Origin of the sequence: Bacillus sp. FSL W7-1354 (assembly GCF_038002405.1) — a bacterium.
GTDB lineage: Bacteria > Bacillota > Bacilli > Bacillales > Bacillaceae > Bacillus > Bacillus paralicheniformis.
The window spans coordinates 2,313,856-2,326,904 of the sequence record NZ_JBBOCL010000001.1 but is presented as its reverse complement, the minus strand read 5'-3'; the positions used below and the strand labels follow the sequence as shown (position 1 = coordinate 2,326,904).

The window sequence follows — 13,049 nt, the reverse complement described above, 5'->3', positions numbered from 1 at the left end:
AGGAAAACGGTCTAATTTTCCGCTTTTTTTACTTAAAAAATAGACCCCGTCTCCGATAAAAGTAGAGAAAGGGGAATCACACATGAAAAAGCTTTTAAATTGGATGAAACGGCCTTCTATTTCTAAAAAATTAATTTTTTCATTTATATTCATTTTAACAATTCCGATCTTGGTTCTTTCGGCTACTTCATATTTTACGGCCAGCAGCACGCTTGAGGATGAGATTTTGAGAAGTGCGAAAGACAATATCGATGAACTGAACGACATCATTCAGCAAGATATCGGCAGCAAGGAGACTTCTATTGCGTATTTCAGCGAATGGATTGATCAAAAAGCGTACAAAGAGAAAGGGCAGACCGCCATTAAACAGCGGTTTGAGCAATTTGCAAAACAAAATCCCGACGTCGAACTCGTATTCACCGGTTCGGAGGATAGCGTTTACGCACAATATCCGAATGCTCCATTGCCTGACGGGTATGACCCGGTAGAACGCGACTGGTACAAACAGGCTGTCCAGGAAAAAGGGAAAACGATTGTAACTGAACCTTATGAGTCTGCATCAACAGGCCATATGGTCGTCACGATCGCCAAGCAGAACAAAGACGGATCAGGCGTAGTCGCCCTTGACTTAAACATTGACAAGCTGATCAAATCGGCAAACAGCATCAGCATCGGAAAAACCGGCTATGCATTCATCATCGGCGAAGGGAAAACGTATGTCGCCCATCCGAAAATGAAAGCCGGCACAGAAGCAGAAGCCGATCTGACAGAGCAGATGTTCAGCAAAGAGAGCGGCTTGTTCACATTTAATGAAAAAGGCAAAGAAAAGAAAACGGTCTTCACGACCAATAAACTAACAGGCTGGAAAATCGGCGGAGAGATGAATACAGCAGAGATTAAAGACGCTGCACAGCCTGTGCTTCACATGGCAGTCATGACATTGGCAGGCGCGATTATTCTGGGCGGCATTCTTGTTTACTTTATCGTCCGCGCGATCAGCAAGCCTTTAAATCAACTCGTCTCTTCTGCAAAAAGCATCAGTGAAGGAGATCTGACACAAAAAATCGATGTCCGCTCCAGAGACGAATTCGGACAGCTGGGCGCAAGCTTCAACGAAATGGCTGACTCATTGCGTTCGCTGATCAGCACAATTCAGGAATCGGTCGACAATGTGGCATCTTCATCAGAGCAGCTGACGGCAAGCGCCGACCAGACAAGTAAAGCGACGGAGCACATTACATTAGCCATCGAGCGGTTCTCAAGCGGCGCTGAAAGTCAAAATGAAAAAGTCGAAGCGAGCTCCCAGCGGCTCAGCCAAATGAATGACAAGCTGAATGAAATCGCAGGCGTATCGGAATCGATTACAGAATCCTCGGGTAAATCGACGGAAATTGCCGAAACAGGCGGAGAGCTCGTCCAACAAACCGTCGGGCAGATGAATTCGATCAACAAGTCCGTCAGACAGGCCGAACAGGTTGTCAAAGGGCTAGAAGCGAAATCGAAAGATATCACCGCGATCCTGCGCGTCATAAACGGAATCGCTGATCAAACGAATTTACTGGCGCTGAACGCCGCCATCGAGGCAGCGCGGGCCGGCGAATCAGGCAGAGGATTCTCGGTTGTCGCTGAAGAAGTCAGAAAGCTTGCGGCCCAATCAGCAAGATCGGCAAAAGAAATCGAAGAGTTGATTCAGGATATCGTCAAGGAAATCGAACATTCGCTCAACATGTTCAAATCGGTCAACCAAGAAGTACAGTCAGGGCTCGAAATTACGGAAGAAACGGAAACGAGTTTTAAACATATTTACGACATGACGAACGAAATCGCAGGCAAGCTGCAGACGATGAACGCCGCCGTAGAGCATTTGTCAACAGGTTCTCACGAAATATCCGACGCGGTCGAAGAGATCGCCGACGTATCGCGTGAAAGCTCTGCCGGCATTCAAGACATCGCTGCTTCAGCGGAAGAACAGCTGGCTTCAATGGAAGAAATCAGCTCATCCGCTGCGACGCTCGAACAAATGGCTGAAGAACTGCGCGACTTAACGAAAAAGTTTAAAATTTGATGAAAAGAGGCTGCTGGTCAGCCTCTTTTTTAAGCTCTTTTTAAGAATCTTCAGAAATACTTTTTAAAGTTTTTTAATATGCAAAAGTAAATGAAAGCTCCGATATTAGTTTCATAATCTAGAAGCTAAAGGAGTTATATCAAATGAAAAAGGTATTGGACTGGCTTAAACGTCCGTCTATCTCAAAAAGGCTGTTTTTCAGCTTTATATTGGTTTTAACTTTGCCGATTTTGGCCTTATCCTATAGTGCGTACCAAACGGCGGGAAGCTCTCTTGAAACGGAAATCATGAGAAGCGCGCGCGATAATGTCGAACAGCTGAATGAGATCATAGACCAGAATATCGGAAAGAAAGAGCAGGCTGTTTCCTTTTTCAGCGGCTGGGTGAATGAAAAGCTTTATCAAGAAAAAGGGAACGCATCACTTGTAGAGAGATTCGAGCAGTACGCCAAGCTGAACCAGGATGTGGAAGCGATCTACACAGGTTCAAAAGACGGCAAGTTCATCCGCTATCCCGCTGAAAAAATGGCGAAAGATTATAACCCGGCGGATAGGGACTGGTATAAGCAAGCCGTTGAAAATAAAGGAAAAGCGATTATCACAAACCCTTATAAAACAGCGTCGACCGGAACGATGGTCGTTACGATTGCAAAGCAGACGGAGGACGGCTCAGGGGTTGTTGCCGTTAACATGAAAATCGATGAACTTATCAAAGCGACAGAACGCGTCAACATCGGAAAAAGCGGCTTTGCGTTTATCTCAAGCAATGATAAAAAATATGTCGCTCATCCGAAGATCGAAGCCGGAACCGAAGGCAAAGGCGACTGGGTTGCACAAATGTACGGCAGTGAAAAAGGTGATTTTCAATATACATTTGAAGGAAAAGAAAAGAGAATGGCCTTTACGACGAACAAGCTGACCGGCTGGAAAATCGGCGGAACGATGTTCACGGATGAGATATCAGAGGCTGCTCAGCCTGTCTTCCACATGGCGATCATCATTTTGGCAGCCGCGATCGTGCTCGGCGGGATTCTCATCTACTTCATTATCCGCGGAATCAGCAAGCCGTTAAGCGAGCTCGTGTCATCCGCAAAGAGCATCAGCGGCGGCGACTTGACACAAAAAATCGCAGTCCGTTCAAAAGACGAATTCGGTCAGCTCGGTACAAGCTTTAATGAAATGGCCGAATCGCTGCGCTCTTTAATCAGCGTCATTCAATCATCAGTTGACAATGTAGCTTCTTCATCTGAAGAGCTTCATGCCAGCGCAGAGCAGACAAGCAAAGCGACTGAGCATATTACAATGGCCATTGAACAATTTTCTGACGGTAATGAAAGCCAGAAAGAAAAAGTCGAAGCAAGCTCGCATCAGCTGAATGAAATGAACGACGGGTTATATGACATGTCAAAAACTTCAGCCGCGATTACTGATGCATCGCTGAAATCGACTGAGATTGCAGGCAAAGGGGAAGAGCTTGTTCAAAAGACGGTCGGCCAAATGAACTCGATCGATCGGTCTGTCAAGCAAGCGGAAGCGGTCGTCAAAGGGCTCGAAGCCAAATCAAAAGACATCACAAGCATTTTGCGTGTGATTAACGGAATCGCCGATCAAACGAATCTGCTCGCGCTCAATGCAGCGATCGAAGCGGCAAGGGCCGGGGAATCGGGCCGCGGCTTCTCGGTAGTGGCTGAAGAAGTCAGGAAGCTCGCCGCACAATCCGCCGGTTCGGCGAAGGAAATTGAACATTTAATTCAGGAAATCGTCAAGGAAATCGACAACTCCCTGAACATGTTCAAATCGGTCAATCATGAAGTACAGTCAGGACTTCGAATCACAGATGAAACAGAGACAAGCTTCAAAACGATTTACGATATGACCAATGATATTGCAGGCAAGCTGCAGACGATGAATGCCGCTGTCGAACAATTGACGCAAGGTTCCCGCCAAGTCGCGGGCGCGGTCGAAGAAATCGCTGATGTATCGAAAGAAAGTTCGGCAAGCATTCAGGACATCGCCGCTTCAGCCGAGGAACAGCTCGCTTCTATGGAAGAGATCAGCGCATCTTCCACCACATTGGCGGAGCTGGCTGAAGAACTGCGTGATTTGACACGGAAATTTAAGATTGAATAGCTTTAAAACATCCGGTTTTCCTCCGGATGTTTTTTTAGTTATTTTAGACTATAAAAAGTTATAAAACGCGTATAAAAACTTTTAAAAGAATCCGATATTAGAAATATAACAGAAAAGAGGAGTCAACAATTCTATGGAAAATATTATAAATTGGGTGAAACGTCCCTCCATTGCAAAGAAATTAATTCTTTCATTCTTGCTTATTTTAACCGTTCCAATCATCGTCCTCTCCTATAGCGCGTATCAAACGGCAAGCAGTACGCTTGACGGAGAAATCATGGACAATGCGCGCGAAAACGTTAATCAGCTGAACGAAATCATCAATCAGAATATCAGCCAGAAAACAAATGCCATGTCCTATTTCAGCGGGTTCATTAAAGAAAACTCTTTTAAAGGAAAAGAAAGCGACGCTTTAAAAGTGAAATTCGAACAGTTCGCCAAGCTCCATCCCGATGTGGAAGGGATCTTTACCGGATCAAAGGACGGAAAGTTCATCCGCTACCCGGATCAGGAAATGCCGAGCGGATATAATCCGGTAGAGCGGGACTGGTATAAAAAAGCCGCCGAACACAAGGGCGAAGTCATTATTACAGACCCTTACAAAACGGCGTCAACCGGAACGATGGTTATCACCATCGCCAAGATGCATGAAGACGGATCCGGCGTGGTCGCCGTCAATATGAAAATCGAAGAGCTCATTAAAGCGACAGAACGCGTGACCATCGGGAAAAAAGGCTTTGCCTTTATCACCAGCGCCGATAAAAAGTTTGTCGCCCACCCGAAACATGATGCGGGCTCAGACATCGAAGGCAGCTGGGTTGAAAAAGTATACGCCAATGACAAAGGAACAATCAAATATACGTCTGACGGCGAAAAGCAGATGGCATTCGCGACCAATAAACTGACCGGCTGGAAAATCGGCGGAACCATGTATATCACTGAACTAAAAGAAGCGTCACAGCCTGTGTTGAATGCAGCTTTGATTACGTTGGGCGTCAGCATCATCATCGGTGTGCTTCTGATGATTTTCATCATCAGATCGATCACAGGTCCGCTCCGCGAACTCGTTTCCTCTGCGAAAAGCATCAGCGGAGGCGACTTGACGCAAAAAATCACTGTCCGTTCAAAAGATGAAATCGGACAGCTCGGATCAAGCTTCAACGAAATGGCCGAATCGCTGAGCTCTTTAATCAGCGTCATTCAGACATCAGTTGAAAACGTCGCTTCTTCGTCAGAGCAGCTGACCGCGAGCGCGGATCAGACAAGCAAGGCGACAGAACATATTACATCTGCGATCGAACAATTTTCAAACGGAAACGAAAGCCAAAACGAGAAAGTGGAAGTCAGTGCACAGCAGCTGGCTGACATGAACAGCCAATTGCATGAAATGTCCAAAGTTTCAGCATCGATTACAGAATCATCCATTCAATCGACGGACATTGCCGGTACAGGCGGAGAGCTTGTTCAAAAAACGGTCGGACAAATGAATTCCATCGATCATTCCGTTAAACAGGCAGAATCCGTCGTGAAAGGACTTGAAAGCAAGTCAAAAGACATTACGGCAATCCTGCGGGTGATCAACGGCATCGCAGATCAGACGAATTTGCTCGCGTTGAACGCTGCAATTGAAGCCGCAAGAGCCGGTGAAGCCGGGAGAGGGTTTTCAGTAGTGGCTGAAGAGGTGCGCAAACTGGCTGAGCAATCCGCCTCATCGGCAAAAGAAATCGAAGCGCTCATTCAGGAAATCGTCAATGAGATCGGAAAGTCGCTGGACATGTTCCAGGACGTCAACCGTGAAGTACAGTCGGGACTTACCATCACAGATGAAACAGATACAAGCTTTAAGCAGATTTATGACATGACAAACGAAATCGCGGGCAAGCTGCAGACGATGAATGCGGCAGTTGAAGAGCTGTCAGAAGGGTCACAGCATGTCGCGGGAGCGGTTGAAGAAATTGCAGACGTATCGCGTGAAAGCTCAGGAAGCATTCAAGACATCGCCGCTTCGGCTGAAGAACAGCTTGCTTCAATGGAAGAAATCAGTTCTTCTGCGGCTACGCTTGAACAAATGGCTGAAGAACTGCGCGATTTGACGAAAAAATTTAAGATTGACTAAACATCAGGCTGCCGGCGATCCGGCAGCCTTTTACGCGGGAAAAGCATTTTTAAAAAGGGACGGGGAAGGGGATAAATAGGTTTAAACAGACTGTCATCTATCGTACACTGGTTGTACAGGAGGGATAAATCATGCGACTGGAAGGCAAGAAAGTGATCGCGCTTGTCAGCGATGACTTCGAAGATTTAGAACTGTGGTATCCAGTTTTAAGGCTGAGAGAAGAAGGCGCGATCGTACACCTCATTGGTGAAAAAGCGGATCATGAATATAAGGGCAAATACGGCGTACCTGCTGTCTCTGATTATGAGCTGAAAAGTGTGAATATTGAGGAATACGACGCAGTTCTGGTTCCGGGAGGCTGGGCGCCTGACAAGCTCAGAAGATATCCCGAGGTACTGGAGATGATTCGGTGGTTCAACGAAAGGAAGAAGCCTATCGGGCAAATCTGCCATGCCGGCTGGGTGCTGATTTCCGCAGGAATATTGGAAGGCAGGAAGGTCACAAGCACACCTGGGATCAAAGACGATATGGAAAATGCCGGAGCAGTATGGGTAAATGAAGCAGCGGTCGTCGACGGTCATATCGTGTCAAGCCGCCGCCCGCCGGACCTGCCGATCTATGTCAAAGCCTTTGCCGATCTTTTGGCGCAATCCTAAAACAAATGAGCCGCCCGTTCATTCGAATCGAGGCGGCTCATTTGTTATTTTTGATCAGCGGGGAAAACGAGACCGATCTGTTTGCGGGCTTCATCCATGACCGCCAAGGTGTTGATAGAGCGTTCAAATGTGTTAAGCGAAGACTCGATCCGCCCTTGTTTAATTAAATGAATGAATTCCTCTGTTTCATAAAACATGGCCGGTTTGTCATCCGGCAGCGTAAGATGTTCAACCCGTCCGTCCCGATAGCGGATGTCGACTTTTTCAGGTCGGTGGATTTTATCAATGACGATAGAGCCTTCCTCCCCTTGAATTTCAGCAGGCGTGAAGGAATTGGAGATTTTCGAGTGCATCAAAACAGCTTCATGCTCCTTGTATTTTAACAGCACTGTTCCTTCACCGTCCGCCCCCGACTCAAGGATCAGCCCGTTTGCTTTTACTTCGAGGGGCTTGCCGAACAGGACGATCGCGGGATGGACGCAATAGACGCCGATATCCATCAGGGAACCGTTCGATAAAGCCGGATTAAATGCGTTTAAGACGGTTCCGTTTCTATAGGCGTCATAGCGGGAAGAGTATTGACAGTAGCTTGCTGTAAAACGGCGGACTTTGCCGATTTTGTGCAGGTTGCGTTCGATGTTTTTAAAATTCGGAAGAAATGTCGTTTTCATCGCTTCCATAAATGTCACGCGGTGTTCCTGCGCTGTTTTTACCATTTCTTCCGCTTCTTTGACATGGGACGCAAGCGGTTTTTCGCACAGGACGTGCTTTCCGCTTTTCATGAATGTGACGGCCTGTTCTTTATGTAAAGAGTTGGGACTTGCGATATATACCGCATCAATAACATCGCTCTCAGCCATTTCGCTGATATCGGTAAAAACCGCCTCTGCCCCGTATTTTTGCGCGAATTCACGTCCGCGCTCCCCGCTCCTTGAATATACCGCGGTTAATTGAAAATCGCCGACCAAACGGGCCGCTTCAAGAAACCGGTCGGTGATCCAATTTGTTCCGACTACCCCGAACCGTATCATGCTATTTTCCCCTTTCGCTGTAGGATATGTTTATTATACAGTGTTTTCTTTTGCCGGCGAAAGACAAAAAGCCGGAAACACCGGCGTATATGTATATCATCAATAAACGTTTGCAAGCGGAAAAAAAGACCAATAGCAATGGTTTTATTTTTAGTATGAGGAGTAATAGTGTACAATTTAATGTATAAAACCAATGTTAATGGAGGATCGCCATGGACTCTTTGAATATGTGGGGCGGCAGATTTAAGAAGTTTTTTTTAGACAATAAATTCGTTTTGTTTCTGCTCGTTCTGCTCTTGATCGGATTGAACATCCTTGTATTTACAAAAGCATCGTTTATTTTCACGCCTTTCATCGTCCTTGTGGAAACCATCGCTCTGCCTGTCGTACTGACAGGTGTCGTTTATTATTTGTTAAATCCGATCGTTGATTTTCTAGAGCGGAAAAATGTGAAAAGGATTTATTCGATTCTTCTTCTCTATATCGTGATCATCGGTCTGATCACGATTTTGATCGTCTCCGTTATCCCGCTGTTAAGGGAACAGATCACAAGCCTTGTCGATAATTTCCCAAGGTATGTCCACATTGTGGAAGACCAAATTAAACAGCTGATCGGAAGCCAGTTTTTTAATCAGGTCCAGCAGACGCTGAACATCAATCTGACCGATTTGGCAAGCAAATTATCCGATCAGGCCACCACAATTTTAAACAGCACATTTACCGGAGTGGGAACGTTCATAGGCGCTGTTACAGAAGTCGTGATTTCAATTGTGACCGTGCCGTTTATCCTGTTTTACTTATTGAAAGATGGTAAAAAACTGCCGCTCTTTATTTTGAAGCTCGTACCGGTCCGCTTGCGGGAACAGACGTATGTGATGATGTCCGAGATGAATCACCGGCTCAGTTCGTATATCAGGGGGCAGATCATCGTCAGCTTCTGTATCGGCTGCCTATTGTTTATCGGATATATGATCATCGGTCTTGATTACGCTTCCTTATTGGCCCTTGTGGCGGCGTGTACGAGCATCGTTCCGTATCTCGGACCGACGATTGCGATCACGCCGGCAATCATTATTGCCCTGGTTACTTCCCCGTTTATGCTTGTGAAGCTGATCATCGTATGGACTGTGGTGCAGCTGTTTGAAGGAAAATTTATTTCGCCGCAAATTATGGGAAAAAACCTGCACATCCATCCGGTAACGATCATCTTTGTGCTGCTGACGGCAGCCAAGCTGTTCGGCGTGATCGGCGTCATTCTCGCCATCCCCGGATACGCGGTCATCAAAGTGGTGGTCACGCATTTGTTTGAATGGTTTAAACAGCGTTCACACCTTTATGAAAAAAACGAAGAAGTCTGAATCCCGCTTGCATAATCGGCTTTTAAAGGCGATATAAATAGTTTATTAGAGGACAAGTTTTATGAAGCGAAAGGAATGACATATGAACATTTGGGATATTTTTGTCGCCATCATACTCGGAATTGTTGAAGGATTAACAGAATATGCCCCTGTTTCGTCAACAGGGCATATGATCATTGTTGACGACGTCTGGCTGAAATCGAAAGAACTGCTCACGCCTGAGGCGGCGAATACCTTTAAAGTCGTGATTCAGCTCGGCTCCATCCTCGCTGTCGCCATCGTATTTAAAGACCGGATTCTCAACCTCTTAGGTGTGAAGAAAAACATGACGGAAGAGCAAAAATCGGGAAACCGCCTTTCCATTGCCCAAATCGCTGTAGGACTTGTTCCCGCCGCTGTGCTCGGCTTTTTATTCGAAGACTATATCGATCAGTACCTGTTTTCCGTACACACCGTTGCGGTCGGTCTCATCGCCGGCGCGGTGCTGATGCTCGCGGCCGACTGGATTAACCGGCGCACGGAGACGACAGATTCGGTTGACCGGATGACGTATAAGCAGGCGCTCGGTATGGGGCTGTTTCAATGTCTGGCGCTCTGGCCGGGCTTCTCGCGCTCGGGTTCGACGATTTCGGGCGGTGTTATTCTCGGCTTGAACCACAGAGCGGCCGCCGATTTCACCTTCATTATGGCGATTCCGATCATGATGGGAGCCAGCCTGCTCTCTTTAATTAAAAACTGGGCATATTTAAGTGCAGATCTGTTTCCTTTCTTTATTACAGGGTTTATCAGCGCTTTTATTGTCGCTCTTTTTGTCGTCCGCTTTTTCCTCAGGCTGATCAATAAGATCAAGCTTGTCCCGTTTGCCATCTATCGCATCATTTTAGGGCTTCTTCTGTTCATTTTGTTTCTGTAAAATTACGAACCGATTTCCAGCTGGAAATCGGTTTTTATTATAGGTAAAAAGAATGATATCCTATTATTTCCCACTATAAAACTGCCTGCCAACTTACTATACTAGTAAGAGGGAGGAGATATTGAAATGTTTATTATCGCATGTCTATTGATTATCTTAGGTTTAATGCCTATTTTTTATAAAGCGAACCACAATACAAAAGATGTGAAAGTCAACACGATTTCGGTCGAGCGCGTCCAGGCTCCCGCTTTAAAGAAAAAGCTGAACATTCTTCATCTGTCTGATCTTCATTTAGAAAACATTTCGATTTCACCTGAACAGATTCTTGAACTTGCCAATAAAAAACGAGTGGATCTCATTGCTTTGACAGGAGATTTTCTTGATAGGAAACGAAATATACCAAAGCTTGCAAACTACTTAAAAGCTTTGCAAAAACTAAAGCCGGCATACGGGATGTACGCTGTATTCGGCAACCATGACTACGTATTGAAAGGTGAACACTTTCGGAAGCTGAAACGTGTGCTGGAAGATAACGGATGCATCACCCTTCGAAATCAGCATGTCTCGATTGAAGTGGAAGGTGAGGCACTCAACATTATCGGGATTGATGATTACAGCACGAAGCGAAGCGATATTGCCGCTTCATATAAAGAGCTGAAGGAAGGGTACAACCTTGTATTGACGCATGATCCGAACGTTGTGCTTGATATGCAGGAATTTCACTTTGACTATCTTCTGTCAGGGCACTTTCACGGCGGTCAGATTCATTGGCCGAAGCCTTATCATCTTCTGAAGATGGGAAAGCTTGTGCGAATGAATATGATTAAAGGTCTTCACTATCATCATGACAAACCGTTTTATATCAGCGAGGGATTGGGCCAGACGGGAGCGAATATCCGCATTGGAAGCCGTCCGGAAATGACGTTCCATCACATTTCATAAAAAGAAGAGGCTGTTCCTGTTTTGAGGGATCAGTCTCTTTTTTTGTTATTTCTGCAGATAGGACTTGAACAATTTTTCTTTCGAGATAAACAAATATTGGGAAGGAGGAATTTTACGAAGAGAAAATTGCTTTGTTGTTAAATATAAAATCGGAATCTGCGTCAGTTTTTTAAAGACTCTGTAAAACTGGTTTGCGGGCTCAACGGCTTCAAAACCGAGCCTTTCAACGCCTTTATGCAGCGTCGTAATGCCGATGATGCCTTTGATTTGGTCTGTCCGGTGATGGTTTTTAACATATTCGGCCAGGATCGGCATTGAAAAGTACGTCTTTTGATAAATGAGGATGCCTCTTCTGACAGTGCTCTCAATATTTTGAAGCTCTTTGATCAGCTTAATATTATGCAGATGAATTTTGATCAGAACATCGTTCTTCTTAATAACCGTCCCATCGTTTAACACCACATCGATCCCTTTGTACCTTGTGAGACGGACGCGAAAAATGCTCGATTTCGTTTGATCAATGAGTGTCAGTCTTGAAAAAAAATAATAAAACGGGTCAATTACACTCCAAATCGACAAAAAACAGTTTCTCAAGTCGCCACTTTCCTTTCCTGAAAAAATACACTTATATTTTGGCTGGATATTTGAAAAATATAAATGGAAAACATTTTTCTTCTGAAATGGAGGATGGAGATGACAAAGATTCTGATTTTCCCTTTTTTAAGCATTTCCACCGGTCATCATCACGTTGCCGATTCACTGCAGGCAGAACTGCTTCTCAAATCCCATCAATGTGAAAAAATCGACATTTTTTCACATGCTTATCGGCGGCTTGAAAAAGCCTCTTCTGCGGCGTATTTGTCATGGATTCAGTATTTTCCGAAAGTCTACAGCTCGGTCTATCATCTCCTGGCGTGCGGGCGCCATCAAACCGCAAAGCGCCACCTCTTGTACGAGCTGATCTTTTTGAAGGATATGCAGCAGATCATTGCGGAAAAAAAGCCTGATATCGTGTTCTGTACGCATGCATTGCCCTCCTATTTGCTGAACCGCTTAAAAGGCCGATTTCCCGACATGAAAGTGGTCAATGTCTATACCGATTTTTTCGTCAACCGAATTTGGGGAAGAGAAAAGATTGATTATCATTTTGCGCCGATCAAAGACATCAAAGAACAGCTGATCGCAGAAGGCGTTGATGAAGAGAAGATTTTTTTGACCGGAATACCCGTGCATCGTTCCTATAAAATGGAGAGAAAGCCTGGGCAGAACGTGGACAAAAAAGCGGTGTGCAACATCCTCATAACCGGCGGAAGCATGGGGGTGGGCGGCATTTTTAAGCTTGTGCAGGAGCTGTCGCCGAATGGGGATGTCGCATACCAAATACTATGCGGAAAAAACCGAAAGCTCTACCGGTATGTTCATGATTTAAACAATCCATACATTACAGCGCTGCCTTATATCGAAAGCAAAGCAGAAATGAACCGTTTATACGAGGAGGCGTCGGGCATCATAACGAAGCCCGGCGGCGTCACGATCAGCGAGTGCATTGAAAAACAGCTTCCGGTATTTATCTACCATGCGCTGCCCGGACAGGAAGAGATGAATCTCGATATTCTGAAAAAGAAAAACCTTGTCATTGAACTGAATCAGCAAAAACAGGAGCCGATTGAACAGCAGCTGCTCTCCTTTTTCCGTTCGGAAGAAGACATCAGACGCTATCAAATGAGCGTTGGTCAATATTTGCGTGAAAAATCGGACCGGGATATCAGCGACATTTTAGACGGGATCATTCATAACCGGAGCGGTTTAGGGAATGCTCACGTATAAGGAAGGAGGAAG

The 13,049-nt window shown here is 45.5% G+C and carries 10 protein-coding genes; 8 read left to right on the top strand and 2 right to left on the bottom strand.

The window, feature by feature from the left end:
• Positions 1 to 82: 82 nt before the first annotated feature.
• The 4 genes from tlpB (MKZ04_RS11860) (at position 83) to MKZ04_RS11845 (ending at position 6,966) form a co-directional block, all read left to right on the top strand.
• On the top strand, positions 83 to 2,065 hold the full coding sequence (tlpB, locus tag MKZ04_RS11860; RefSeq protein ID WP_341045961.1) for a methyl-accepting chemotaxis protein TlpB: 1,983 nt from the start codon (positions 83 to 85) through the stop codon (positions 2,063 to 2,065).
• A gap of 143 nt (positions 2,066 to 2,208) precedes the next feature.
• Positions 2,209 to 4,194, top strand: a complete 1,986-nt coding sequence (tlpB, locus tag MKZ04_RS11855; RefSeq protein ID WP_341045959.1) for a methyl-accepting chemotaxis protein TlpB — start codon at positions 2,209 to 2,211, stop codon at positions 4,192 to 4,194.
• 133 nt (positions 4,195 to 4,327) lie between these two features.
• On the top strand, positions 4,328 to 6,310 hold the full coding sequence (tlpB, locus tag MKZ04_RS11850; RefSeq protein WP_020452745.1) for a methyl-accepting chemotaxis protein TlpB: 1,983 nt from the start codon (positions 4,328 to 4,330) through the stop codon (positions 6,308 to 6,310).
• Positions 6,311 to 6,441: 131 nt separating this feature from the next.
• Entirely contained in the window at positions 6,442 to 6,966 is a 525-nt protein-coding gene (locus MKZ04_RS11845; RefSeq protein ID WP_025809689.1) for a type 1 glutamine amidotransferase domain-containing protein, read from the top strand.
• Positions 6,967 to 7,010: 44 nt separating this feature from the next.
• Here MKZ04_RS11845 and MKZ04_RS11840 read toward each other — a convergent pair whose 3' ends face one another.
• Positions 7,011 to 7,997 carry a Gfo/Idh/MocA family protein gene (locus MKZ04_RS11840; RefSeq protein WP_161517418.1) on the bottom strand — a complete coding sequence of 329 codons (987 nt, stop codon included), beginning with the start codon at positions 7,995 to 7,997 and terminating at the stop codon, positions 7,011 to 7,013.
• Between the two features lie 212 nt (positions 7,998 to 8,209).
• Between MKZ04_RS11840 and MKZ04_RS11835 the strand changes: the two genes are divergently transcribed.
• From MKZ04_RS11835 to MKZ04_RS11825, 3 genes are all read left to right on the top strand, one after another.
• On the top strand, positions 8,210 to 9,355 hold the full coding sequence (locus MKZ04_RS11835) for an AI-2E family transporter (protein WP_020452742.1): 1,146 nt from the start codon (positions 8,210 to 8,212) through the stop codon (positions 9,353 to 9,355).
• Positions 9,356 to 9,437: 82 nt separating this feature from the next.
• Positions 9,438 to 10,268 carry an undecaprenyl-diphosphate phosphatase gene (locus MKZ04_RS11830; RefSeq protein WP_020452741.1) on the top strand — a complete coding sequence of 277 codons (831 nt, stop codon included), beginning with the start codon at positions 9,438 to 9,440 and terminating at the stop codon, positions 10,266 to 10,268.
• Positions 10,269 to 10,394: 126 nt separating this feature from the next.
• Positions 10,395 to 11,210, top strand: a complete 816-nt coding sequence (locus tag MKZ04_RS11825) for a metallophosphoesterase (protein WP_020452740.1) — start codon at positions 10,395 to 10,397, stop codon at positions 11,208 to 11,210.
• 45 nt (positions 11,211 to 11,255) lie between these two features.
• Here MKZ04_RS11825 and MKZ04_RS11820 read toward each other — a convergent pair whose 3' ends face one another.
• Positions 11,256 to 11,804 (bottom strand): YkoP family protein, encoded by a 549-nt coding sequence (locus MKZ04_RS11820; protein WP_341045957.1) that lies wholly within the window; start codon positions 11,802 to 11,804, stop codon positions 11,256 to 11,258.
• Between the two features lie 99 nt (positions 11,805 to 11,903).
• On the opposite strand from MKZ04_RS11820, the gene MKZ04_RS11815 reads away from it, so the two are divergent.
• A complete protein-coding gene (locus MKZ04_RS11815) occupies positions 11,904 to 13,037 on the top strand; it encodes an MGDG synthase family glycosyltransferase (RefSeq protein ID WP_105981173.1) in 1,134 nt (377 codons plus the stop codon).
• Positions 13,038 to 13,049: the final 12 nt, after the last annotated feature.